The following is a 22,541-nucleotide window of genomic DNA, read 5'->3' as shown; positions in this document are numbered from 1 at the left end:
CGGCTATCGCCGGGTCGCGCGGCGCGGCGGCGTGCGCCCGGCCGCCCTGGCGCTGACCCTCATCGGGGTCGCCGCCTCGGCCCTCACCATCGCCACCGTCGTGCGGATCGCCTATCCCACCGGTGACCTCGGCCTACCGATGTATGCCGCGATCGTCACCGGAAGCGTGGGGCTCGGCCTCTACACCGCGGCGGCTCTGTCCGATCCGAGGGGGAAAACCATGAGAACCGTCTACAAAGTCCTCGCGTACACCGTCGCCGGGCTCATCGTCGTTCAGGCGATGTCGATCACGTGGATGGTCGCCGGCCTGGGGAGCTGGGTCGACAGCGGCGGCGTCTTCGACAAGTCCGTGATGGAAAGCGAAGGCGGCCCGCTGCCGTTCCCGGAGGTCGCCGGGATCATCGTGCACGGCCTGAACGGGGGCATGCTCATCCCGTTCGTCTCGTTGCTGCTGCTGATCTCGTCGTTCTTCGCCAAGGTGCCCAAGGGCGTCTGGTACGCCGCGGCGGTCTTCGTCCTCGTCGCGATCCAGGCGATGCTCGGGTACGCCCACCTGCCGATCACGGGGATGATCCACGGCGGGAACGCGCTGCTGTTGTTCGCGACCGTGCTCTACACCGCCCGCCGGGTGGGCCGGAACACGGCCGACGCCGACGTCGCCCCGAGCAAGGACGCCGTCGCGTCATGAAGTCGACCCGCCCGCTGATCGCCGTCGCCGCGACCCTGATCGTCTTGGGTCCGGTGGGATGGTGGTGGCAGGACAGTCTGCTGCCCGACGCGTACTCCATCATGAGCATGGGGCACGTGGAGCTCGGCGGCGCGGCGGGCGGCGACCACGCCGGGCATGGCGCGCGGTCGATCACCGAACTGGTCGCGGACCGGAACCGGCCGGCGGACGTGACGGTGACGCTGACCGCGCGCCACGAGGGTGACCGATACACGCTGAACGGCACGACGCCTGGCCCGACGATCACCGCGCGGGCCGGGCAGCTGATCCAGGTACGCCTGGTGAACGCGGACGTGACCGGCGGCGTGACCCTGCATTGGCACGGTGTGGACGTGCCGAACGCGGAGGACGGCGTCGCGGGCGTGACCCAGGACGCGGTACGCCTCGGCGGCGAGCACGTGTACCGGTTCGTGGCCCCGGAACCGGGGACGTTCTGGTACCACTCACATCAGGTGTCGCACGAGCAGGTGGCACGTGGGCTGTTCGGGGCGCTCGTCGTGCTCCCCGCCCAATCGTCCGATGTAGACACTGTGGCCGCCGCCCACCTGTACGGCGGCACGCACACGATCAACGGATCGTCCGCCGATCTACGGGTGGCCGCCCGAGCGGGACAGACCGCCCGTGTTCGCGTGGTCAACACCGACAACGGGCCGATGTCGGTGTGGGTCACCGGCACGCCGTTCCGGGTGGCCGCCGTCGACGGCACCGACCTGCACGAGCCGGGCGAGGTCCGGGACGTCTCCGTGCTGCTCACCGCGGGCGGGCGGGTCGACCTGCTCGTCACGATGCCCGCGACCCCGGTACGCGTGCAGCTGGGCGGTCCCCTGTCGGTCGTGCTCGGCTCCGGCGACCTCCCGGCAGCCCCGCAGCCGAAACAGGCGCTGGACCTGCTGAGCTATGGCACACCCGAGCCGCTCGGGTTCGACCCCGGCAAACCGGACCGGACGTTCCGGTACGAGATCGGCCGCCGCCCGGGCTTCGTCGACGGCCGGCCGGGCATGTTCTGGACGATCAACGGCCACCTGTTCCCCGACGTCCCGATGTACATCGTCCGGGAAGGCGACGTCGTGCGGATGACGATCGTGAACCACAGCGGCGAAGTGCATCCGATGCACCTGCACGGCCACCACGCCGTGGTGCTCAGCCGCGACGGCGTACGCGCGACGGGCAGCCCGTGGTGGATCGACTCGCTCAACGTCGCCGACGGCGAGAGCTACGAGATCGCCTTCGTCGCCGACAATCCCGGAATCTGGGCCGATCACTGCCATAACCTGAAACATGCCGCCGACGGGCTGCTCGCGCACCTGATGTACGAGGGGTACACCACCCCGTACGTGCTCGGCCCGGCCAGCGGCAACGAGCCCGAGTGAGGTACGCCGTGATGCGCTGGTTCGCGATCGTCAGCGGAGTAGTGGGCCTCGTGGCCGACGTCCTCCTGGTGCTCTTCTACGTCGTGGCGCAGCCGTGGACCGACACCCCGCGCGACACCTGGCTCGGCTTCGCCAACGACTGTCTCGTCATCGTCCAGTACGCCGCCCTCATCCCGGTGGTGTTGCTGCTCAGCAGCCGTCGCGTGTGGACGGTCGTCGGGACGGTGGCCGCCGTGACCGTCGTCGTGTTCCAGCTGCTGCTGGTGACCGGCGCGCTGCCGTTCGAGACCCAGGTCGGCTTCGTCTCGGCCGCCTCGATCGCGTCGATGATCTGGGCCGGGTTCGTCGGGCTGCCCCTCGGCGGCCGCGTACGCACCCTGAGCCGGGTCCTGCTCATCGGGCTTCCGGTGGCGCTCGCCGCCTTCCTCCTGGGCACGCTGGTGACGATGGTCACCGACGTCTCCTGGGCGTGGGTGGCCGGCGGCGCGGTCGGCGCAGCGCTGTGGTTCGTCTTCCCGGCCTGGGCGCTCGTCCTCGGCGTGCGCTCGGCGCCTTAGGACGCCGGGGCCGGGTCTTTGGGGCGCTGGATCAGGGATCTAGGTCAAATCTTGGCGGGAATACGACCCGGATCCGTGATCCAGCGCCGGTAGGGACGCGGGCTACTGTTGCCGGGTGACGGCGTGGCGTAGGTATGTGGCGATCGGGGACAGCACCAGCGAGGGTCTCGACGACCCGGACGGCCGGGGCGGCTACCGAGGCTGGGCCGACCGGTTCGCCCGGCACGTCGCGGCGGCGCACCCCGGCCTGGAGTACGCCAATCTGGCCGTCCGCGGCAAGCTGACCGCCGAGATCCAGGCCGAGCAACTGCCGCTCGCCGTCGAGTTGCGCCCCGACCTGGCCACCGTCGTCGCAGGGGTCAACGACATGCTGCGCCCCCGCTTCGACGCCGACGACATCACGGGCCGGATCGGCGAGATGCAGGCCGCCCTGATCGCCACCGGTGCGACCGTGCTCACGTTCACCATGCCGGACCCCGTCCGGGTCATGCCGATGGCGCGGCCGCTGCGTGGCCGGTTCGCGGCGTACAACGAAAAGCTGCGGCAGGTCAGCGCGCAGACCGGGGCGATCCTGCTCGACCTGGGCGCGCACGAGGTCGCCGGGGATCCCCGGCTGTGGAGCCTCGACCGGCTGCACGCCAACAGCGCCGGGCACGAACGGATCGGGTACGCCCTGGCCTGGGCGGCCGGCCTGCCGGGCTTCGACGAGACGTGGACGGCGTCGTTGCCGGCCGAGCCGGTGCGCACCCGCCGTCAGCGGGCCGCCGCCGAGCTGGCCTGGCTGCGCGGGCACTTCCTGCCCTGGGTCGTACGCCACGCGCGCGGCCAGTCGTCGGGCGACGGGATCACCGCCAAGCGCCCGCTGCCGTCGCCGGTCGAAGCCTGACTCGCGGCTTCGGGCGGGCGGCGTACCGGAGCACGGCGAGCTGGCTGAGTGCGGACACGCCCATCGCCACCCAGACTCCGGTCAGCCCGACGGCTGACGACAGCAGCCAGGCGAGGCCGAGCTGGCCGGTCATCCCGACGACGGTCACCGCGAACATCAGCGATCCCCGGCCGGCTCCCTGCAGAAGCCCGCCCATCGCCACCACGCCGGACAGCCCGACGAGGTACGGCCCGATGCAGCGCAGGAAACTGCTGCCCGCCGCGATGACGGCCGGGTCACTGGTGAAGGCCCGCAGAATCCAGCCTGACCCGGCCGCGAAGACGACGGCGGCCACGACTCCGACGCAGAACGCGACTCGGAGGGTGACCCGCCGGATGTCTCCCTCGACCACCTGCTTCTCGCCCGCGTCTCCGGAGATGGCGGACAGGCTCCGCGGCAGGTGAATCGTGGCGGCGTTGCGGATCGCGTAGAACGCCATCGTCGCCACGTACAGCGCCTTCATGCCGATGCCGTAGCCCGCGACGGCGACGACCCCGAACCGGCCGACCACGGCGACCAGCCCCAACGCGCCCGCCATGCGTACCAGGAAGTCGCCGGAGATCGGACCGCCCACGCGCAGGATCGCCCGGACATCGGTGCGTACCGAGCCGTCCACCGGGCCCCGGGTGAGCCGCCGCGCCAGGATCAGCCCGACACCGAACGCGACGAGCCGCCCGCCCGCGGTGGCCAGGGCGGCGCCCGCGACGCCGAGCTTCGGGAACCCGGCCAGCCCGTAGATCAGGATCGGGTCGGCGGCCAGCACCAGGCCGTTGGCCAGCAGCGCGAGGCGCATCGGCGTACGCGTGTCGCCGTGGCCGGCGAACAGCCCGTCAAGCATCCACTGCCCGTAGAAGACGATCACGGCGGGCAGCGAGATCGCCAGGTACGCCTGAGCGAGCCCGATCGCGCCGGAGTCGTCGAGGAACAGCCGGGCGATCGGCGTACGCAGCAAGAACCCGGCCCCTGCCACGACGGGCGCGACGACGGCGAACAGCAGCCATCCGGCCCGGACGGCCCGGCGCGCGCCGACGGCGTCCCCCGCCCCGATCCGGCCCGAGACGACGACGGTGAGCCCGCCCGACACCGCCAGGATGACGCCGAGCAGCAGGTTCTCGATGTTGGTGGCGACGGCGACCGCGGCGGCCGCGCCGGCACCGAGCCGGGCGACCCAGGCGACGTCGATGATGCCGGTCACCACGCCGGACATGAGCCCGGCGTAGTTCGGTCCGGCGAGGCGCAGCAGCGCGCGGCGATGGGTGATCATGAGGGGTTTCGCTCCTTTATGTGCAGTACCTCGAATCGAGGTACCTCGGAACGATATAGCATCGAGGCGTGCTGACGCTAGCGATCTTGGGTTTCCTCTACGAGCAGCCGCTGCACGGCTACGAGCTCAAGGACCGGATCCAGAGCCTGACCGGGCACGTCAAGGCGGTCAGCGACGGCGCGCTCTATCCGGCGCTCACCCGGCTGGAGTCGGCGGGCCTGCTCACCAAGCAGACCGAGCCCGGTGCCGCCGGAGCGCCCCGGCAGACCCTTTCGCTGACCGACGCCGGTCGTGCCGAGCTGCTCCGGCGGCTGCGGGAGCCGTCGCCGGGCGAGATCAGCGACCGGAACAAGTACTTCACGCTGCTGGCCTTCCTGCGGCACCTGCCCGACAAGACCGAACGAGACGCAGTGCTCCAGCAGCGGCTGGACTTCCTGGACGCGCCCGCACGCTTCTTCTCGGCGGACGGCAGGACGATGCGGTCGACCGACCTCGCCGACCCCTACCGGCGCGGGATGATCGAGATCGCGAAGGCCACCCGGGACGCCGAACGAGCCTGGCTCCGGTCCGAACTCGGATCTTGAGCCCGCTCCCAGGCCGCTTCAGCGGCGGCGAGTCCCACGGAAGCGGACGCCGGTGCGTGGCGTCCGCCTCACCACCATCGTCCCCCCGCCCGTCGCAGCCCGGACTCGGATGATCGGCGGATGCGGCGCGGCCGATTCTCGCCAGCGCCATTGTCAGGACGAACTGCTGCCATCGGTTGCCTACGATGGAACGCATGTCGATCGGCGGGACCAGCGGCTACACCGATCTGGCGGCGCTCCCTCCGCTTGTCGCCGACGCCGTTCGGCTGGCGGCCGACCTCGGGTTCGACAAGTCGTGCCGTCCCGAGCAGGGCCGGCTCTTGCACGCCTTGGCGGCCGGGGCACCGCAGAGCATCGGTGAGACCGGCACCGGCTGCGGCGTCGGGCTCGCCTGGCTCGCCGGCGGCCGTCGGGACGGCGTACACATTGTGTCGGTCGAACGGGACGGTCGTCTGGTCGACCACGTGCGACGGCTGTTCGCCGATGTGCCGGACGTCGAGATCGTCCACGGCGACTGGACCTCCGCGTACGCCCACGGCCCGTTCGACCTGCTCGTGCTGGACGGCGGCGGCAACGCCAAGGGCGGCGGTGCGGCCGACCCGGTACGCCTCCTCCACCCGGGTGGCGTCTTGGTGGTGGACGACTTCACCCCCGCGACCAAATGGCCGCCGACGCACAGCGGTCGACCCGACGAGGCCCGCCTGCACTGGCTGCGGCATCCGGAGCTGGCCGCGATCGAGGTACGCCTCGCTCCCGACTTGGCGAGCGTCGTCGCCACGCGACGCTGGTGACAGATCTTCCGCCCTGGCGGTGTCGTGAGAGCCGCCTGACTGTTGAGTGACGTCACTTCACCGGGAGGGCGAAAGATCCGCCCGCGACGCGGACTGTGGCCTCGACCTGGCCCGACGGCGGCCTCCGGAACCCCGTGCGGCGGCACCGCGTCCGATCGGGCATGAACGGGGATTCCCAGCGCGACACCACCCTGACGACCCTCGCCGCCATCGCCACCGTCATCGGGGCTCTGTGCACGCTGGGTCCGCTGTCGGCCCTTCTTGCCGTGGAGCACGAGAAGCCCAGTCGCGAGGGATACGCACCGCTGATGAACGACTTCTATCTCGGAGCGACCGTCGCCGTCGCGCTCACGGCAGCCTCCATCGCGGTGGCACTGTGGAGTTGGCGCTTTCGCAGTGGCTGGCTCGGCGCCTTGGCCTGCCTGCTCTTCGCAGCCGCCTGCGGCGGCGGCCTCTGGTTCGCCGGCATCCGATGACGCTCGCGCTCATGAGTAGTCGATCTCCGACGTCTTCTTCGCAATGACCTCTCTTCCCTTTAGTTTAGTCGTCAGCCAAACTATGCCGCATGACCCTCTCCAGAAGACACCTGTTGACGGCGGCTGGCGTCGCCGCGTCGGCCGCACTGGTGCCCGGTGTAGCCCACGCCTCCGGCACACAGAACGCCGCCAGCCCACAGGACATCGTGGACGCCATGCAGCCCGGCTGGAACCTCGGCAACACCTTCGACTCGACCGGCGCGGACGAGACTTCGTGGGGCAACCCCCGGGTGACCCGCGACCTGATCCGGGCGGTGAAGGCCAACGGGTTCAACAGCATCCGCATCCCAGCCACCTGGGTTCAGCACCTCGACTCCGCGAACGTCATCGACCCCACATACCTGGCCCGCGTCAAGGAGGTCGTCGGCTGGGCGCTGGCCGAGCGGCTCCATGTCCTGATCAACGTGCACCACGACTCGTGGCAGTGGGTCATGACGATGCCGACCGATCACGACGCCGTGCTGGCCCGGTTCACCGCGATCTGGACCCAGGTCGCGCAGGCGTTCCGGAGCTCGTCGCCCCGCCTGCTCTTCGAGAGCGTGAACGAGCCGTTCTTCAACGGCAGCTCCGGCGACGCGCAGAACGCGACGCTCATGGCCGAGCTCAACACCACGTTCCATCAGGTCGTACGCGCATCGGGCGGGCCGAACGCGACACGTCTGCTGGTGTTGCCCACGCTGCACACCTCGCCGGATCAGCCGCGGGTGGACGAGCTCACGGCGACGCTGACCGCCCTGAACGACCCGAACCTCGTGGCGACCGTGCACTTCTACGGGTTCTGGCCGTTCAGCGTGAACATCGCCGGATTCACCAAGTTCGACGCGACGGTCCAGAAGGACCTGACCGACATCTTCGACCGGGTGCACGATGCGTACGCGGCCCACGGAATCCCCGTCATCATCGGCGAGTACGGCCTGCTCGGCTTCGACCGCAGCCTGAACGTCATCGAGCAGGGCGAGAAGCTGAAGTTCTTCGAGTTCCTCGGCTACTACGCCCGGGAGCGTCGGATCACCACGATGTGGTGGGACAACGGCCAGCACTTGAACCGGACGACGTTCCAGTGGAGCGACCCGGACCTGACCGCACAGATCAAGTCCAGTTGGTGCGTACGCTCGGCGACGGCGAGCACCGACCTGATCTTCGTCGGCAAGTCCACCCCGATCGCCGACCAGACGGTCACGTTGAACCTCAACGGAGCCCAGCTCACCGGGATCTTCACCGCGGGCAAGCGGCTGGTGCCGGGCAAGGATTACAGGCTCTCCGGCGACCAGCTCACCTTCCCGGCCGCTTCGCTGACCCGGCTCGCCGGCGATCGGGCATACGGGGTGAACACGGTGCTGTCGGCCCGGTTCGACCGAGGAGTGCCCTGGAAGTTCCGGGTGATCACCAACGACCTCCCGGCGCTCGGGAGTGCCACCGGAACCACGAACGCGTTCCAGCTTCCGGCCGCGTTCCACGGCGACCTCCTGGCCACTATGGAGGCCAAGTACGCCGACGGCTCCTTCGCCGGTCCGCAGAACTGGACTTCGTACAAGGAGTTCGCGATCACCTTCTCGCCCGACTACGCGGCCGGCACGATCGCGCTTACGGAGACCTTCTTCAACGAGGTCGCTGACGGTGCGCCGGTGACGCTGACCTTCCACTTCTGGAGCGGCGCGACCATTCAGTACACAGTGGAGCGTTCCGGTAGCGCAGTCACCGGCACGGCTTAGCCGGTGCGGGCGGGGTGGTCACAGCCGTCGGAGGATGGTGGCGGTCGCCATCGCCCCGCCCGCACACATCGTGATCAGAGCCCTCGTCGTCCGCTATCGCTAACCTGGTACGCATGGCATCCGACGCGCAACAGGTGGTCATCGCCTACCACGAGGCGCAGCTCGCGATGCTCGCCGAGATGGTCGCGGCCGCCACCGATCGCTATCGTGCCGGAGAGATCGACGTGTTCGCGCTGGACGAAATCATCCACCAGTACCACGAGGCGGCTCGGAAGCTTTGGGTCTTTTGCTGGGGTCCGGGTGGCAATCGAGCGGCGCGGGACATCGAACGCATGGCCGCCGAGGGTGAAGCCATCGACTGGTGGAGTCGCGGCGAATTTCGTCGTCAGCGGTGAACTCGCGTACCTGATCATGCGCTCCGGCGAGACGAGCGCTCGCCGGGCTGGGCGGCGATCTGCGCGGCGACTCCGTCGAACAGCCGCCGAAGACCCCGGTCGAACCGCTCGTCCGGCGAGTACGCATTGCCGAGGCGTACGAGGGCCGCCCAGCGGTCGCCGTCGCCGAGCAGCTCGGCGACGTGCGGATAGTCCCCCGTGGACAGAAGCCCGTCGAGGTACGCCGTCGCCTGCGGCGTGGCTTCGGCTGGCACGGATTCGAGGCCTGGCTCCAGATCGGTCTTCAGCACGAAGCCCGCGACGTACTCGTCGACGGCCGAGATGAGGTCCATCCGGTCCTGCGGCGGTAGGCCGGTCGAGGCGACGGCGGCCAGCGACTGCTCGAAGTGGAGCAGAGCGTGCGGTCCCGCGCCGCCCCCGCCAGCACCGGCCGCCTCGGCGAGCCCGGTCAGCGCCCACGGATGCCGGCGGAACATCGCCCGCGTCCGGTACGCCAACGCCGTGAGCGCGCCGCGCCAGTCCGTCGGCAGTTCACCGGGCGGGACGAGCTGCTCGGCCATGATCGCGTCGAGCATGAGCGCTTTCAGCTCGGCCTTCGAGCGTACGTAGTGGTAGAGGGTCATCGTCCCGGCGCCGAGATCGGCTGCGATCCGGCGCATCGTGGCGGCTTCGAAACCCTCCGCGTCGGCGATCGCCAGCGCGGTGGTGGCGATCTGCTCCCGCGTGACCTTGGGCCGCCCGGCCGGGCGGGACCAGAGCAGCTGGGACTTCTCCGAAGCCATTCGCACAGCGTACCGGCCCTCAGTTGTCAGCCGCTTTCGTACGCGGTACGGTCTTTCGTACTTCGTACGAGAGGACTGATGATGATCGAAGTAAGCGGGCTGCGGAAGCGCTATGGTGACACCGTCGCGCTCGACGGATTCGACCTCGCCACGCCGGCCGGGTCGGTCTGCGGACTGCTGGGACCCAACGGCGCGGGCAAGACCACCGCCGTACGCGTCCTGGCGACCCTGCTGCGTCCCGACTCGGGAACCGCCCGGGTCGGCGGGTTCGACGTCGTCCGCCAGGCGGATCGCGTACGCGAGTTGATCGGGCTGACGGGACAGTTCGCGGCGGTGGACGACGCGCTGACCGGCGCGGAGAACCTCCGATTGATCGCACGCCTGCTGGAGTTGCCCCGGATGCAGGCACGACGGCGGGTCGCCGAGGTGCTCGACCGTTTCGGACTCGCCGACGCCGCCGGGCGGCCGGTACGCACCTACTCCGGCGGGATGCGCCGCCGTCTCGACGTGGCCGCCAGCCTCCTCGGCCGTCCGCAGGTCCTCTTCCTCGACGAGCCGACCACCGGACTCGACCCGCGTTCGCGCGCCGACGTGTGGGAGCTCGTCCGCGGTCTGGTCGCCGACGGCACGACCGTGCTGCTGACGACTCAGTACCTCGAGGAGGCCGACCGGCTCGCCGACTCCGTGTGCGTAGTCGATCACGGGCGGGTGGTCCGCACCGGCACCCCGTCGCAGCTCAAAGCACAGATCGGCGGGCATACGCTGAGCGTCCGCCCGGCCGACCCGGCGCGCATACCAGATGTCGTCGCCGTCCTGGGCGATGCCGCTGTCACCTCGGACGGCCTGGTCTCGGTGGCGTTGAGCGGCGGTTCCGATGCCGCAGCCGTGCTCGCGGAGGCCGCCGCCGAGCTGCGCCGCGCGGAGGTCGCGGTCGACGAACTGGGCGTTCGGCTGGCGAGTCTCGACGAGGTGTTCCTGGCCCTCACCGGTCAGTTCACCGCAAAGGAGGTGATCGCATGAGCCCGATTCGCACCCTCCGCCACGGCGGCGCCCTGGCGTGGCGCAACCTGGTGAAGTTCCGGCACACACCCGATCAGCTGCTCGACATCACGCTCATGCCGATCACTTTCGTGCTGATGTTCGTGTTCCTGTTCGGCAACGCCGTCTCCGGCGACTGGCACGCGTACCTGCAGTTCGTGATCCCCGGCATCGCGGTGCAGGCGTTGATGTTCGCCACCCTGGGCAGCGCGATCTCGCTGAACTCCGACATCCGCACCGGCGTCTACGACCGGCTGCGCAGCCTGCCGATCGCCCGTTCGGCCCCACTGATCGGGCACATCCTCGGCGACACCGTGAAGTACGCCCTCGCGATCGTGCTCGTGTTCGGCATCGGCGCGGCCCTCGGCTTCCGCGTACACAATGGACTTTCTGGCGTCGCGGCGGCCGCGTTGCTGATGCTCGTGTTCGCGCTCGCCGTGTGCTGGATCGCGACGCTGATCGGGGTCGTCGCGCGGGCGGCCGAGACGGTTCAGGCGCTCAGCCTCGTGCTGGTCTTCCCGCTGACCTTCGGCAGCAACGTCTTCGTGCCCACCGGCAAACTGCCGGGCTGGCTGCAGGCCTGGGTGAAGATCAACCCGGTGACGCAGGTCTCCGACGCCCTCCGGGCGCTGTTGCTCGGTACGCCCGCCGGCCCCGCCGTCACGCGCACGCTGCTGTGGAGCGCCGCCATCGTGGCGGTCTTCGCACCGCTCGCAGTCATGGCGTATCGGCGAGCGTCTCGCTGAGATACCGATCCACCAGCGCCAACGCGTCGTCGTACGCGACCGCGCCGGCCAGCACGTGCAGCCTCAGCCCGTCGAGGAGCCCGACGAAGCGGCGTACGCCGTCGGCAGCGGGCCGGCCGGTCAGCGGCTCCCCCACGCCGGGCGCCTGCCGGGCCAGGATGCGCCCGACGACGTCGAGCAGCCCGGCGTGGGCCGGGCGCAGCGCCTCGGCGATCGCCGGTTCGTCGGCGGCCCGGCCGATGAAGGCCAGCGCGACCTTGGCGTTCGCCCGGCTCTCCGCGTCGTGCGGCAGGTACGCCGCCGCCACCGCGTGCAGCACGACGGCGGGATCGGACACGTCCGCCCCGGCGAGCCGGGCCTGCACCGCCCGGGTGAACCGCTGGTGCACCGTGAACGACAGCCAGTGCTGCATCGCGTACCGCAGCATCTCGTCCTTGGACGCGAAGTAGTGCTGCACCGCGCCCATCGACACGCCCGCCTCCGCGGCGACCTCACGGAGCGAGACGGATTCCAGCCCGCGCTCGCCCACGATCCGCAGCAGCGCCTCGACGATGTGTGACCTTCGTTGCTCGTGGTCGACCTTCTTCGGCATCACCGCCCACTATACAATGCAAGTGCATTGCAAAAAACTTCGGGAGGCCCGAGATGACGGTCGAGTACACCCAGAACGGATCGGCGAAGATCGCGTACGAGACCTTCGGCGATCCCTCCGGCGAACCGCTGCTGCTGATCATGGGCCTCGACTTCCAGATGGTGTACTGGCCCGACGACTTCTGCCGGACGCTCGTCGACCGGGGGTTCTTCGTGGCCCGGTTCGACAACCGCGACGCCGGGCTGTCCCAGCACTTCACCTCCGTCCAGCAGCGGCATCCGGTCGCCGCGCTGTTCCGCCGGGACCGGATGCCGGCGTACACGGGTGCGGACATGGTGGGCGACGGGCTTGCCGTCATGGACGCGCTCGGTTGGAAGTCCGCGCACGTCGCCGGGGCCTCGCTCGGCGGCTTCCTGGCCGTCGCCACCGCGCTCGGCCACCCCGATCGCGTACGCAGCCTGGCCCTGCTGCTCGCCACCCCGTCCGGCACCCGGGCGTCGCTGCGTTACATCCGGTTCGGCTTCCTCGGGAAGATGGCGAAGATCAAGCACCCGGACACCGACGAGGGCGCGATCCAGACGCTCGTCGACATCTCGCGAGCGCAGTCCTCGCCCGGCAATCCGGTCGACGTGACGTGGGCTCGTCAGGTCGCCGAGATCGCCCACCACCGGGCGCCCCGCGACCAGTCCGGAACCCAGCGTCAGCTCGCCGCGGTCCGGTCCTATCCGGGGCTGTCGGCCCGCCGCCTGCCGGTCTCCGCGCCGACGATCGTCGTCAATGGCGAGGACGACCCGCTGCTCCGGGGACCGGCCGCCGCCCGCGCGCTCGCGAAGGCGATCCCGGGCGCGACGGCCACGGTCCTCCCCGCCATGGGACACGATCTGCCCGCGCCGCACTGGTCGCGCATCGCCGACGCCATCGCCGCCAACGCCGGTATGAGTCACGCGTCGTAAGCGCGCTCCCGCACAATCGTGACTCGTATGGGGGGGTATCTATTCTGCGACCTTTTCGGTGTCAGAATGTGTCCATGACGACCGACGAATCGGCTGGTGAGCGGGCCTACGGTGAGCGCGGAAGGGAGCGCCCGTTGCTCACATTGGAACTCACGCCGGCCGAATGGACGGTGGAGGACATCGAGAAGCTTCCTCACGACGGCAATCGTTACGAGTTGCACGAGGGAAGCCTGGTCATCATGTCCCCCGCCATCATCTGGCATAGCCGTGTCGCAGGCCGCCTGGTCTGGCTTTTCGAGCAGTCGGGCCGGATCGCGACGCACGAAGTCGGGATCAAGTTCGGCGACCGCAGCACCCGGATCGCCGACGTCGCCGCGTTCGCCGGGGAACCGGACGACCGCCGCGCACACCATCCGCCCTCGGCCATCGCCGTCGCGGTCGAGATCGTGTCGCCAGAGTCTGAGGACCGCGACGTCGGCTCCAAGCCTGCAAAGTACGCCGCTGCCGGGATTCCCGAGTACTGGCTGGTGCGGTTCCCGGCCGACGACAACGTCAAGGACGCCGACATCACCCGGTTCACCTTGGCGGACGGCCGTTACCAGGCGGTCGGCCAGTACAAGCTGTCCGACTTGGAGAAGACCGGCCTCCCGGCCGATTAGTTCGGCGGATTAATACCGTTCGGCGAGGTGCTCGCGCCCGGCGGGCGGGTCGTACGCCTCCGGCCAATAGTCGGTGACCTTGGTGATCGCCCCGTCGGTCCCGATCTCCAGCCACACGCAGGCGTCCACGTGGTCGTCGCCGACCCGCACGTCGAGCCAGAGCGCGGCGTTCCGGCGGTCGGCGACCACTCGGCGTACGTCGAGATGCCAGTCACCCGGATATTCCACGTTGAACTGGAGGAACTTCGCCCGCCCGCGGATGCGCTCGCGACTCTGCGGCAGCTCGTAGACGACGTCCTCGGCGATCAACGCCTCCCAGCGAGGCCAGTCCCGGCGCTCCAGGCTCTCCACGTAGTCCAGAGCGGTCCGGCGGGTCTCCTCCGTGGTGTCCACCCGTCCATCCTCGCGTACGCCGGACCGTCGGCGTGGAATTTGAGTTGACATCGGCCCGGCGTACTTCGAAGATCGCCCGCATGGTGTGAACCGCAGCCGTCTTCTGTGACTTCGCCCGCGTCGGCTGACCGCGCGGGCGTGGGTGTTCGCGCGCCCACCATCGGCTGTCTTCGTTACCCCCGTCTTCACCGTCCCACGACCGGCGTCGCCGCGTTCCGGGCGGATCGAGGGAGTTCCCACCGTGAGTTCCATCGGGCTCGCCGCCCAGACCGAGGCGGCCGCCACCCTTCGCGATCGCATCGAGATGCTCAAGAAACTGCGCGCCGCCGGATTCGGCGTACTCGCCGGGTTGATCGCACTGACCCTGCTGGAGGGGCTCGTCCCCGCCGCCACCGCCGTCACCTTCGCCCGGCTGGTGTCCCGATTGGACGCCGTCGTCGCCGGGTACGCCGCCGCAGCGCTCGCCCCGCTGGCGCTGTACCTGGTCGTGGTCCTCGCCGGGTACGCCTTGAGCACCGTCCGGGAACCGTTGAGCTACCTCGCCCAGACCCGGATCGACGGGGAACACCGAGCCCGGGTGGCCCGCTTGACCGGGACCAGCCTGACTGTCGGCGCATTGGAGCGCCCGGACGTGCAGGCGCTGATCTGGCAGACCCGGGCCGACCCGGAGAGCTTCATCGAAGGCACGCCGGGACCGGGAGTTCTCGTCCAGCTCAGCTTGATCGGCCGGCTGCTCGCCATGGCCGGTGCCGGTGTCGTCCTGGCCGCGTACGCCTGGTGGCTGGTCCCGATCCTGATCGCCGCCGGGCTGGCCGCCGAGCGGTTGTACGCGCGGGAGGCGAAGCGGCGGCGGCTGGTCTGGCGGCGGTCCATCGCGCCCGGCATGCACGCCGACGTGTGGGCGAACGCGATCGTCTCACCCGGCGAGGGCAAGGAGATCCGGGTCTTCGGGCTGGCCGACTGGGCGGTCGGGCGTATCCAGCATCATCTGCGGCTCGGCTTCGATCCTATGTGGACGCATGGGCGGCGTACGCTGACCGGCCTGTGGCGGCCCGCGCTGATCCTGACCGTTCCCCTGCTAGCGGCGTACGCCGGAGTCGCGCTGGCCGCCGTGCGAGGCGACGCCACGGTCGCCGTCGCGGCCGCGGTGTTCGCCGCGTCGACCGCCGTCTACCAGGCTCTCACCGAGAATCCGCACCTGACCGTGAACACCGTGCACTGCCTGCGGGCGTACGAGCAACTGCGGGACGAGCTGGCCACCCGCCCGCTGCCCGAGCACACGGCCGACCTCCCGCAGCGGCCGCTGATCCGGTTCGAGAACGTCGGCTTCCAGTACGCCGGAACCGCCCACCCCGTGCTCGCCGGGCTCGACCTGGAGATCCGGCCGGGCGAGCTGCTCGGCGTCGTCGGGCTGAACGGCGCAGGCAAGTCGACGCTGATCAAGCTGCTCGCCCGGCTCTACGAGCCGACCGCCGGGCGGATCACCGCAGCCGGGATCGACCTGGCCGACGTGCCGCCGGAGCTGTGGCGAAGCCGGTTGTCCGTGGTCTTCCAGGATTTCGTGCGCTATCCGCTGACGCTCGCCGACAACGTGACGCTCGGCAACGGCAGCGTTCCTCCGGACGAGGAAGCGATGACGGAAGCGGCCCGCGACGCCGGGCTGACCGGGGTGCTCGACCGGCTCCCGGCGGGCTGGGACACTCCCCTGGCCCGGTCCCGGACCGGCGGTGTGGACCTGTCCGGCGGCCAATGGCAGCAGGTCGTGCTGGCCCGCGCGTTGTACGCCCTGCGTACCGGGGCCGACGTCCTCGTGCTCGACGAGCCGACGGCGCATCTCGACGTGCGTACCGAGTTCGACGTGTTCGAGCGGCTGGCGGCGCACAAGGGCGACGCCACCGTCGTCCTCATCTCGCACCGGTTGTCGACCGTACGCCAGGCCGACCGCATCGTGCTGCTCGGCGACGGCCGGATCACCGAATCCGGCCACCACGACGAGCTGACGGCCCTCGGCGGCGCGTACGCCGAGATGTTCGCCCTGCAGGCCGAACGGTTCCGGCGGGGCTTCGACGATCGCCTGGAGGAAGGTGACGTTCGGTGAACGGGCGCTGGCGCTACTTGAGACTGCTCGCCGAAGTACTGCGCCAATCGTGGCGGCACCATCCCGGGGCGACGGCCGCCCTGCTCACCGTGAAGGCGGCGTCGGCGGGCACGACGCCGATGCTGGCGCTGGCGTTACGGGCGGCGATCGACGAGATCATCCGCGGCGACCGCGCCGCCGCCGTCGCGGGCGCGGCCGGGGCCGCCCTCGTCTTCGGCCTGACCGTCTACCTACGAGACCTGAGCCGGGTGCTCGACGCGATGCTCGTCGACCGGATCGGCGTCCTGCATCTGCGCCGCGACGTCGAGTCCCGGCTCGCCCGGCTGCCCAGTCTCGGCCACCTGGAACGCACGGACCTACTCGACCGGGTGACTCTCCTACGTGGCTTCGGCTGGCGGCTGAGCGCCTCGTTGTGGTCGGCCGTCATCGCGTTGTTCGTCGGCCTGCGGCTGATTCTGCTGCTCATCCTGCTGGGCACGGCGGTCACTCCGTGGCTGCTGCCGCTGGTCGCCTTCGCGGCCGCGCCGATCTACTTCGAACGGCGCGGGCAACGCACCGTGTTCCAGGCCGAACTCGATACCGCCGAGGCGTACCGGTTGCAACGCGAGCTGTTCAACCTTGCCACCGGACCCGCCGGTGGCAAGGAGATCCGCGTCTGCGGCGTCGGCGGCCGGCTCGCCGCGCACCAGCAGGCGGCCTGGTCCGCGGCGCAGGCCACGCGCTACCAGGCGCGCGTCCGCGCCGCCGCCGGCGATCTGGCCGGGTGGGCGCTGTTCACCGCCGGGCTCGGGGCGGGTCTGGCCGTCGTGGTCTACCGCGCGGCTCGCGGCGAGAGCACCGTGGGCGACCTCGTCCTCGCGGTCACGGTCGCCGCGACGCTGCGCGACGCGTTGCAGGACGCGCTCTCCGGGGTGTCCGAGGCCATGGCCGGGCGCACGCTCGCCGATCCCTATCTCTGGCTGCGGCGGTACGCCGAGACGACCGCCCGTCGCGGCGACCTTCCCGCCCCGGCCCAGGTACGCGACGGCATCACGGTCGAGGACGTGTCGTTCAGCTATCCCGGTTCGGACCGCCCCGCCCTCGACGGCGTGAGCTGCCTGCTCCCCGCGGGTGCGGTCGTGGCCGTCGTCGGCGAGTACGGTTCCGGGAAGTCCACTTTGGTGAAACTGCTGACCAAGTTCTACGAACCCGACGCCGGGCGGATCGCCGTGGACGGAATCGATCTGACCGATGTGGACACCGAACGCTGGCGCGCCTTGTCGAGCGCCGCGTTCCAGGACTTCGGCCGGTTCCAGATCCGTTTCCGGGACGCGGTCGGCGTCGGCGACCTCCCACGCCTGCACGACGACGACCGGGTCGCCGAGGCCGTCCGGGCGGCCGACGCCGGCGGATTCGTCCAGCGATTGCCGGACGGGCTCGACACCCAGCTCGGCCGGGCGTACGGGGGCGTCGAACTGTCCGAAGGCCAGTGGCAGAAGACCGCGCTGGCCCGGGCGTCGATGCGTACCGAGCCGGTGCTGTTCGTGCTCGACGAGCCGACGGCGTCCCTCGACGCACCCAGCGAGCACGCCATCTTCGAGCGCTACATGGCCCGCGCGCGGGACCTCGCCCGGCGTACCGGGGCGATCACGGTCGTAGTCTCCCACCGGTTCTCCACCGTCGCCGGAGCCGACCACATCCTCGTGCTCGACGACGGCCGGCTGGTGGAGCAGGGCACCCACGACCAGTTGCTCGCCGCGGGCGGCCGGTACGCCGGGCTCTACCGCATCCAGGCGGACGCGTACGCCGACGCCTGAGGGCGCCGGGGGCGGGTCACATCGGCCCGCCTCCGGCGCCCTGCACCGGGAGGTCGCTCTTGTGCGCCTTCACCACGACCGCCATGACGACGGTGGCGGCGGCGAGAATGATCGCGGCCCAGAGGAACGCGACCGTGTAGCCGTGCACCGCCGCCTCGGCCTGCGCCTGCTGCGGCCGCAGCACGACCTGCGCCGCGTGATCGGTCAGGTACGCCGTCACCGCCGACACGAACAGCGTGTTCAGCAGCGCCGTCCCGAGCGAGGCGCCGACCTGCTGAGTGGCGTTGAGCGTGGCGCTGGCCGCCCCGGCGTCGTGATCGGCGACTCCGATCAGCGCCAGGCTGGACAACGGCACGAAGATCGAGCCGAGACCGAGGCCGAGCAGGATCTGCGCAGGCAGCACGTGCGACGCGTACGCCGTGTCGACGCCGATCTGGGTCAGCCACAGCAACGCCGCCGTGGCGAAGACGCCGCCGACCACCATGAACAGCTTCGGGCCCACCTTCGGGACGAATTGGCTGGCGACCGCGGCGGCGACGAACACACCGGCGCTGACCGGCAGCGCCGCCAGACCGGCCTTCATCGGCGAGTACCCCAGGGTGCGCTGGAAGTAGAACGTCATGAACAGGAACGAGCCGAACAGCCCCGCCCCGACGAACAGGCTGCCCAGGTACGCCCCACCCCGGTTGCGGTCGAGCAGGATGCGCAGCGGCAGCAGCGGATTGCGTACGCGCATCTGCAGGAACACGAAGATCACCACGAGCAGCAGGCCGCCGATGAGGAATCCGAGCGTCACGGGGGCGTCCCAGCCGTCGGTGGCCGCCTTCGTGAAGCCGTAGACGATCGCGGCCAGTCCCAGGGTCACCAGGATCGCGCCGGGCACGTCGAGCGTGGTGTTGCCGTGCGCCCGGCTCTCCGGGACGACCGCGAGCGCGGCCAGCATCGCCGCCAGCGCGATCGGGATGTTCACCAGCAGGCACCAGCGCCAGTCGGCGTACTCGGTGAGCACACCGCCGAGCAGCAGGCCGACCGCCGCGCCACCGGCCGAGATCGCGCCGTACACGGCGAACGCCTTGGACCGCTCGTGAACCTCGGTGAACAGCACGGTCAGCAGGGCCAGACTCGCCGGGGCCAGCAGCGCGCCGAACACGCCTTGCAGCGCGCGGGCGGCGAACAGGGTCGCACCGTGCTGAGCGAGACCGCCGAGCCCGGACGCCAGGGCGAATCCGACCGCACCGGTCATGAAGGTCCGTTTCCGGCCCCAATAGTCGGCGATGCGCCCGCCGAGCAGCAGGAAGCCGCCGAACGTCAGCGTGTAGGCGGTCACCACCCACTGCCGGTCGGGGTCGCTGATGCCCAGGTCCGCCTGGGCCTGTGGCAGCGCGATGTTGACGATGGTCGCGTCCAGCACGACCATCAGCTGCGCGACCGCGATGACGGCGAGCGCGAGCCAGCGCCTCGGATACTCGGAGATCGGTACGCCCGACCGGGCGGCCTGCATGGTGTCCACGGTGAATTCCCCCCACCCGTGTCGAGCAGACCTTCAATCCTTCTCGGGTCGGCCCGATCGCGGGCGAAGTCGGAGATACCTACCGCAGAGTCCGATTACTCGGGCGCGCTGAGGAATTCGCGGATCAGATCGGCGGTCTCAGCCGGGCGCTCCCGCGGAATAGCGTGCCCGCAGTCCAGATGCTTCACGGTGAGGTCGCCACCGGCCGCGCGCCACTCGGCGACGTACTCGAACTCCTCGTTGCGCCCGCGCATGGCGAGCACAAGCAGCGTCGGCACCCCTGACGGCGGGACGACCGCCGGCCGGGCCGACTCGGACCACAACGTTGCCGTGACCGGACTGGTCGCCGCCCGCGCGCCGGCGAGGGCGATCAGCGGTGGCACGCCGATACCCGGATCGAGCAACACCAACCGGCGTACGCGCTCTTGCGCGTGCCGAGCCAACTGCACCGCAATCGAACCACCCAGCGAGTGGCCGACGACGTCCACCCGGTCGACCCGAGCGGCGTCGATGGTCGCCAGTAGATCGGCGACCTGATAGTCGAACGTCCACGGTGGTTCCGGCGACGATCTCCCGAATCCGCGCAAGTCCGGCGCGAGCACCCGGAAGCCTGCCAGCAGACCGGCGACCTCCGACCACGCGCCGCCGTCGCCACTCATGTTGTGCAGCGCCAGAAGCGCGTGTCCGTCGGGCGGGCCATAGTTGTGGACGTGCAGCGCCATGCCGAGCAGGCTAGCGGTTGCCGGATGTGGATGTGGATGTGGATGTGCCAAGCCACCCTTGGCCGTCGCAGCCGAACCTGACGAGGCACAATTCGCGGATGCCGGAAGACTTCGCGGCCGCAGCCGCCGACACGCTCGGCGGCATGGCCGACTCGCCTCGGCGCGAGTTGCTGACCCGCCTCTCGTTCGTCGCGGCCGAATGCCCGCGTACGCCGGGCGAGGCCTGGTACCAGGGCATTCTGCGGGAGACGTTCTGGACCCTTGTGCACACCCCCGACGAGCTCGACGAGGACTACGCCGACAGCCTCGGCCTGGGGATGCTCCTCGCCATGACGAGCCTCGACCGCGGCGGCCACGTCGACGCGGCGATCGCCTGCGAGGACACCCTCGTCTTCATGTCCGAGCTGTCACCCTGGAGCGGCAAGCTGCGAACCGATCCCGGAACTTGAGCACACCCAGCCCCTGACGAACCCCGACCGCTACCGTTCGCCCATGTGGACGCGCAGTTTCCTGATACTGCACGGCGTCGAGAACCGCCGTCCCGCCGCGCATTGGCAACACGATCTCGCGTACCAGCTGCGCCTCAAGGGTGAGCACGTCTTCTACCCGCAGCTGCCGGACCGGACCGACCCTCGCTGGAGGCCTGGCTGGAGCTGATCGACGCCGAACTCGCGATGATGCGCGGCGAACGCGTCGTCGTCGCGCACAGCCTCGGCGCGATAGCCTGGCTCCACGCCGCCGACCGCGGCACCACCGCCGACCGCGTGCTCCTCGTGAGCCCGCCCGGCCCGTCCGCGTTCGCCTGGGACGTCATCGCGCCGTTCGACCCGGCCGGGCTCGACCAGCCGATCAGCGCGCGCCTAGCGTGCTCGGACAACGACCCCTACTGCCCCGAAGGCGCGGCCGACGCCTACGGCCACCTGCTGCGCGGGGACGTCGACGTGCTTCCGGGCGCCGGTCACATCACCGTCGCCGACGGCTACGGCCCTTGGCCTTCGGCGTCGGCCTGGTGCCTCGATCCGTCGACACGCCTCACGACCCGCTGAACCCCCACCTCAGGCCCAGAAATCGCCGGTGTCGGCTTCCCACAGCTTCACGGCATCACCCAGGAACTCGTGCACGTATCCGCAGTTGCCGCAGATCAAGCCCAGCGACGAACGGTTGGCCCAGGCTAGGTCGAGAAACTCCATCACCGCCGTGTTCAGCTTGATGCGACGGGTGCTGAACAAGCCGCCCTGACACACCAGGCACCGGAACACCTGACCGTTGATGGTCGCCACCAACGGAGCTCGTTGCGCCGAAGTCATTCCGCCACCGTACGAACGCTTCGCCACGCGGAGAAGCCCACTCCCCCTAAACCGTCCTAGGAGACTATCTGATGTGGACGGTCAAGGGGTTGATCGTTTCTCGGCATCTTGTGTGCCGGTTGGCTTCTCCCCCGGTTAGTGGTCCGACAGGCGTTCTAAAATTTGGGTCATGGGCACGGGGGTGTTGGCGCAGGCAGAGGCGGATGTCGCCGAGCTTGCAGCCGGTCCCCTGTGGACGTTGTCTGACGCCGAGATCACCGACGAGGTACGCCGTGTCGACGCGCTCATGCGGCGGTTGTCAGCGCGCATGCTGGGCTTGGTCGGCGAGGCCGACCATCGGGAAATGGCCTACAACGCGGGTGCGACCACGACCGCGGCGTGGTTGACGTTTCTGCTGGCGATCCGGCATAAAGACGCCGTCGAACACGTGAAACTCGCCCGCCTGCTGCCGGGTGTGCCGGTCGCGCAGCAGGGCCTGGCCGATGGGCGGATCAACACGGGGCAGGCGCAGGTGATCGCCAAGACCGTGCACGACCTGCCGTCCGCCGTGGGTGATCTCGGAAAGACCAAAGCGGCTGAGGTGCTGACCGGCCTGGCCGCCGACGACCACCTGCGCCCGGACGTCCTCGATAAACACCGCCGGCACATTCTTGAGCTGGTCGCCCCGGAGATCGCCGAACAACGCCTGCGTCGCGAGCTGGAACGGGCGGAACGGTCGGCGCACGATCGGCGAGACTTCACCCTGATCCCGAACGGTGAAGGCGAATACCGCATCCGCGGCATCCTGGACGCCGAGATGGCTGCGATCCTGCGCGCGGCACTGGATCCACTGTCGGCACCACGGCGGCCCGCACCCACCGCTGTGGCAGCAGGTGCCGAAGCAGAGGCAGGCGAAACCCTGAGCGGCGATCGCCCAGACCTCCCGGACGGTAACGGCAGGCAGCCGGACTTCAGCAGCAGCCGTCCAAATCTCGGCACGGCGTTCGGCAGGCCCGCCTCGGCACCGGCGACCGGCGGCGCGGCCACCGCGGCTGGCAGCGCGACCGTGGCACGTGGCTCGCATGAAGCGGGCGGCAGCGCGACC

26 protein-coding genes are annotated in these 22,541 nt (G+C 70.1%); 19 read left to right on the top strand and 7 right to left on the bottom strand.

Features of this window, described 5'->3' with window-relative positions; genetic code table 11:
- The 4 genes from HOV77_RS32240 to HOV77_RS32225 form a co-directional block, all read left to right on the top strand.
- Window positions 1–688: hypothetical protein (locus HOV77_RS32240; RefSeq protein ID WP_290869356.1), on the top strand; the 688-nt coding region annotated here is incomplete at its 5' end.
- Window positions 685–2,097, top strand: coding sequence for a multicopper oxidase family protein (locus HOV77_RS32235; RefSeq protein WP_290869353.1), 1,413 nt, complete (start codon window positions 685–687; stop codon window positions 2,095–2,097). The genes HOV77_RS32240 and HOV77_RS32235, both read left to right, overlap by 4 nt.
- A complete protein-coding gene (locus HOV77_RS32230; RefSeq protein ID WP_290869350.1) occupies window positions 2,094–2,654 on the top strand; it encodes a hypothetical protein in 561 nt (186 codons plus the stop codon). The genes HOV77_RS32235 and HOV77_RS32230 overlap by 4 nt, the downstream gene beginning before the upstream one ends.
- Window positions 2,655–2,769: 115 nt before the next feature.
- Window positions 2,770–3,540: an SGNH/GDSL hydrolase family protein gene (locus HOV77_RS32225; protein ID WP_290869347.1), complete on the top strand. Its 771-nt coding sequence runs from the start codon at window positions 2,770–2,772 to the stop codon at window positions 3,538–3,540.
- Here HOV77_RS32225 and HOV77_RS32220 read toward each other — a convergent pair.
- The gene (locus HOV77_RS32220; protein WP_290869344.1) at window positions 3,500–4,843 is read right to left on the bottom strand and encodes an MATE family efflux transporter; all 1,344 of its coding nucleotides are present in this window, start codon (window positions 4,841–4,843) and stop codon (window positions 3,500–3,502) included. The genes HOV77_RS32225 and HOV77_RS32220 overlap by 41 nt on opposite strands.
- Before the next feature lie 68 nt (window positions 4,844–4,911).
- On the opposite strand from HOV77_RS32220, the gene HOV77_RS32215 reads away from it, so the two are divergent.
- The 5 genes from HOV77_RS32215 (at window position 4,912) to HOV77_RS32195 (ending at window position 8,861) form a co-directional block, all read left to right on the top strand.
- On the top strand, window positions 4,912–5,427 hold the full coding sequence (locus tag HOV77_RS32215) for a PadR family transcriptional regulator (RefSeq protein WP_290869342.1): 516 nt from the start codon (window positions 4,912–4,914) through the stop codon (window positions 5,425–5,427).
- 194 nt (window positions 5,428–5,621) lie between these two features.
- Entirely contained in the window at window positions 5,622–6,218 is a 597-nt protein-coding gene (locus tag HOV77_RS32210; RefSeq protein WP_290869340.1) for a class I SAM-dependent methyltransferase, read from the top strand.
- Window positions 6,219–6,379: 161 nt separating this feature from the next.
- Window positions 6,380–6,694 carry a hypothetical protein gene (locus HOV77_RS32205; protein ID WP_290869338.1) on the top strand — a complete coding sequence of 105 codons (315 nt, stop codon included), beginning with the start codon at window positions 6,380–6,382 and terminating at the stop codon, window positions 6,692–6,694.
- Between the two features lie 89 nt (window positions 6,695–6,783).
- On the top strand, window positions 6,784–8,466 hold the full coding sequence (locus HOV77_RS32200) for a cellulase family glycosylhydrolase (protein WP_290869336.1): 1,683 nt from the start codon (window positions 6,784–6,786) through the stop codon (window positions 8,464–8,466).
- 113 nt (window positions 8,467–8,579) lie between these two features.
- Entirely contained in the window at window positions 8,580–8,861 is a 282-nt protein-coding gene (locus tag HOV77_RS32195) for a hypothetical protein (RefSeq protein WP_290869334.1), read from the top strand.
- A gap of 14 nt (window positions 8,862–8,875) precedes the next feature.
- Here the strand turns inward: HOV77_RS32195 and HOV77_RS32190 are convergent, their stop codons facing one another.
- On the bottom strand, window positions 8,876–9,643 hold the full coding sequence (locus HOV77_RS32190) for a TetR/AcrR family transcriptional regulator C-terminal domain-containing protein (RefSeq protein ID WP_290869332.1): 768 nt from the start codon (window positions 9,641–9,643) through the stop codon (window positions 8,876–8,878).
- A gap of 78 nt (window positions 9,644–9,721) precedes the next feature.
- Between HOV77_RS32190 and HOV77_RS32185 the strand changes: the two genes are divergently transcribed.
- On the top strand, window positions 9,722–10,663 hold the full coding sequence (locus tag HOV77_RS32185; protein ID WP_290869330.1) for an ATP-binding cassette domain-containing protein: 942 nt from the start codon (window positions 9,722–9,724) through the stop codon (window positions 10,661–10,663).
- Complete coding sequence (locus HOV77_RS32180; protein ID WP_290869327.1) at window positions 10,660–11,427, top strand: ABC transporter permease; 768 nt, start codon at window positions 10,660–10,662, stop codon at window positions 11,425–11,427. Before HOV77_RS32185 ends, HOV77_RS32180 begins: the two co-directional genes overlap by 4 nt.
- On the opposite strand, the gene HOV77_RS32175 is transcribed toward HOV77_RS32180, so the two are convergent.
- Window positions 11,399–12,019 (bottom strand): TetR/AcrR family transcriptional regulator, encoded by a 621-nt coding sequence (locus HOV77_RS32175; protein WP_290869325.1) that lies wholly within the window; start codon window positions 12,017–12,019, stop codon window positions 11,399–11,401. The genes HOV77_RS32180 and HOV77_RS32175 overlap by 29 nt on opposite strands.
- Window positions 12,020–12,072: 53 nt before the next feature.
- Between HOV77_RS32175 and HOV77_RS32170 the strand changes: the two genes are divergently transcribed.
- The gene (locus HOV77_RS32170) at window positions 12,073–12,972 is read left to right on the top strand and encodes an alpha/beta hydrolase (protein WP_290869322.1); all 900 of its coding nucleotides are present in this window, start codon (window positions 12,073–12,075) and stop codon (window positions 12,970–12,972) included.
- 74 nt (window positions 12,973–13,046) lie between these two features.
- Entirely contained in the window at window positions 13,047–13,631 is a 585-nt protein-coding gene (locus tag HOV77_RS32165) for a Uma2 family endonuclease (RefSeq protein WP_290869319.1), read from the top strand.
- A 9-nt stretch (window positions 13,632–13,640) separates the two neighbouring features.
- Here HOV77_RS32165 and HOV77_RS32160 read toward each other — a convergent pair whose 3' ends face one another.
- Window positions 13,641–14,024, bottom strand: coding sequence for a nuclear transport factor 2 family protein (locus tag HOV77_RS32160; protein ID WP_290869317.1), 384 nt, complete (start codon window positions 14,022–14,024; stop codon window positions 13,641–13,643).
- A gap of 241 nt (window positions 14,025–14,265) precedes the next feature.
- Here HOV77_RS32160 and HOV77_RS32155 point away from each other — a divergent pair, with 241 nt between their 5' ends.
- On the top strand, window positions 14,266–16,122 hold the full coding sequence (locus HOV77_RS32155; protein WP_290869314.1) for an ABC transporter ATP-binding protein: 1,857 nt from the start codon (window positions 14,266–14,268) through the stop codon (window positions 16,120–16,122).
- Window positions 16,119–17,918, top strand: coding sequence for an ABC transporter ATP-binding protein (locus tag HOV77_RS32150; RefSeq protein ID WP_290869311.1), 1,800 nt, complete (start codon window positions 16,119–16,121; stop codon window positions 17,916–17,918). The genes HOV77_RS32155 and HOV77_RS32150 overlap by 4 nt, the downstream gene beginning before the upstream one ends.
- Window positions 17,919–17,934: 16 nt before the next feature.
- Here the strand turns inward: HOV77_RS32150 and HOV77_RS32145 are convergent, their stop codons facing one another.
- Together HOV77_RS32145 and HOV77_RS32140 are read right to left on the bottom strand one after the other, a co-directional pair.
- The gene (locus tag HOV77_RS32145) at window positions 17,935–19,419 is read right to left on the bottom strand and encodes an MFS transporter (protein ID WP_290869359.1); all 1,485 of its coding nucleotides are present in this window, start codon (window positions 19,417–19,419) and stop codon (window positions 17,935–17,937) included.
- Between the two features lie 104 nt (window positions 19,420–19,523).
- A complete protein-coding gene (locus HOV77_RS32140; RefSeq protein ID WP_290869308.1) occupies window positions 19,524–20,150 on the bottom strand; it encodes an alpha/beta fold hydrolase in 627 nt (208 codons plus the stop codon).
- Between the two features lie 98 nt (window positions 20,151–20,248).
- On the opposite strand from HOV77_RS32140, the gene HOV77_RS32135 reads away from it, so the two are divergent.
- From HOV77_RS32135 to HOV77_RS32125, 3 genes are read left to right on the top strand one after another with little or no spacing between them, the layout of a single operon-like run.
- A complete protein-coding gene (locus HOV77_RS32135; RefSeq protein ID WP_290869305.1) occupies window positions 20,249–20,599 on the top strand; it encodes a hypothetical protein in 351 nt (116 codons plus the stop codon).
- A 43-nt stretch (window positions 20,600–20,642) separates the two neighbouring features.
- Complete coding sequence (locus HOV77_RS32130) at window positions 20,643–20,807, top strand: hypothetical protein (RefSeq protein WP_290869301.1); 165 nt, start codon at window positions 20,643–20,645, stop codon at window positions 20,805–20,807.
- A gap of 20 nt (window positions 20,808–20,827) precedes the next feature.
- The gene (locus HOV77_RS32125) at window positions 20,828–21,196 is read left to right on the top strand and encodes an alpha/beta hydrolase (RefSeq protein WP_290869297.1); all 369 of its coding nucleotides are present in this window, start codon (window positions 20,828–20,830) and stop codon (window positions 21,194–21,196) included.
- Between the two features lie 9 nt (window positions 21,197–21,205).
- Here the strand turns inward: HOV77_RS32125 and HOV77_RS32120 are convergent, their stop codons facing one another.
- Window positions 21,206–21,433 (bottom strand): hypothetical protein, encoded by a 228-nt coding sequence (locus HOV77_RS32120; RefSeq protein WP_290869295.1) that lies wholly within the window; start codon window positions 21,431–21,433, stop codon window positions 21,206–21,208.
- 193 nt (window positions 21,434–21,626) lie between these two features.
- On the opposite strand from HOV77_RS32120, the gene HOV77_RS32115 reads away from it, so the two are divergent.
- On the top strand, window positions 21,627–22,541 hold a 915-nt coding region (locus tag HOV77_RS32115), incomplete at its 3' end, for a DUF222 domain-containing protein (protein ID WP_290869292.1).

The sequence above is a fragment of the Hamadaea sp. genome, assembly GCF_013362815.1.
In the GTDB taxonomy this organism is placed as follows: Bacteria; Actinomycetota; Actinomycetes; order Mycobacteriales; family Micromonosporaceae; genus Hamadaea.
Note: the sequence above shows the minus strand (reverse complement) of the source record. Positions and strands in the feature narration are given on the sequence as shown.

Coding starts and splice junctions, on each gene's coding strand:
- HOV77_RS32235 (WP_290869353.1), top strand. CDS start 685: ATGAAGTCGACCCGCCCGCTGATCGCCGTCGCCGCGACCCTGATCGTC.
- HOV77_RS32220 (WP_290869344.1), bottom strand. CDS start 4,843: ATGATCACCCATCGCCGCGCGCTGCTGCGCCTCGCCGGACCGAACTAC.
- HOV77_RS32210 (WP_290869340.1), top strand. CDS start 5,622: ATGTCGATCGGCGGGACCAGCGGCTACACCGATCTGGCGGCGCTCCCT.
- HOV77_RS32205 (WP_290869338.1), top strand. CDS start 6,380: ATGAACGGGGATTCCCAGCGCGACACCACCCTGACGACCCTCGCCGCC.
- HOV77_RS32200 (WP_290869336.1), top strand. CDS start 6,784: ATGACCCTCTCCAGAAGACACCTGTTGACGGCGGCTGGCGTCGCCGCG.
- HOV77_RS32195 (WP_290869334.1), top strand. CDS start 8,580: ATGGCATCCGACGCGCAACAGGTGGTCATCGCCTACCACGAGGCGCAG.
- HOV77_RS32190 (WP_290869332.1), bottom strand. CDS start 9,643: ATGGCTTCGGAGAAGTCCCAGCTGCTCTGGTCCCGCCCGGCCGGGCGG.
- HOV77_RS32185 (WP_290869330.1), top strand. CDS start 9,722: ATGATGATCGAAGTAAGCGGGCTGCGGAAGCGCTATGGTGACACCGTC.
- HOV77_RS32180 (WP_290869327.1), top strand. CDS start 10,660: ATGAGCCCGATTCGCACCCTCCGCCACGGCGGCGCCCTGGCGTGGCGC.
- HOV77_RS32175 (WP_290869325.1), bottom strand. CDS start 12,019: ATGCCGAAGAAGGTCGACCACGAGCAACGAAGGTCACACATCGTCGAG.
- HOV77_RS32170 (WP_290869322.1), top strand. CDS start 12,073: ATGACGGTCGAGTACACCCAGAACGGATCGGCGAAGATCGCGTACGAG.
- HOV77_RS32165 (WP_290869319.1), top strand. CDS start 13,047: ATGACGACCGACGAATCGGCTGGTGAGCGGGCCTACGGTGAGCGCGGA.
- HOV77_RS32145 (WP_290869359.1), bottom strand. CDS start 19,419: ATGCAGGCCGCCCGGTCGGGCGTACCGATCTCCGAGTATCCGAGGCGC.
- HOV77_RS32140 (WP_290869308.1), bottom strand. CDS start 20,150: ATGGCGCTGCACGTCCACAACTATGGCCCGCCCGACGGACACGCGCTT.
- HOV77_RS32135 (WP_290869305.1), top strand. CDS start 20,249: ATGCCGGAAGACTTCGCGGCCGCAGCCGCCGACACGCTCGGCGGCATG.
- HOV77_RS32130 (WP_290869301.1), top strand. CDS start 20,643: ATGTGGACGCGCAGTTTCCTGATACTGCACGGCGTCGAGAACCGCCGT.
- HOV77_RS32125 (WP_290869297.1), top strand. CDS start 20,828: ATGCGCGGCGAACGCGTCGTCGTCGCGCACAGCCTCGGCGCGATAGCC.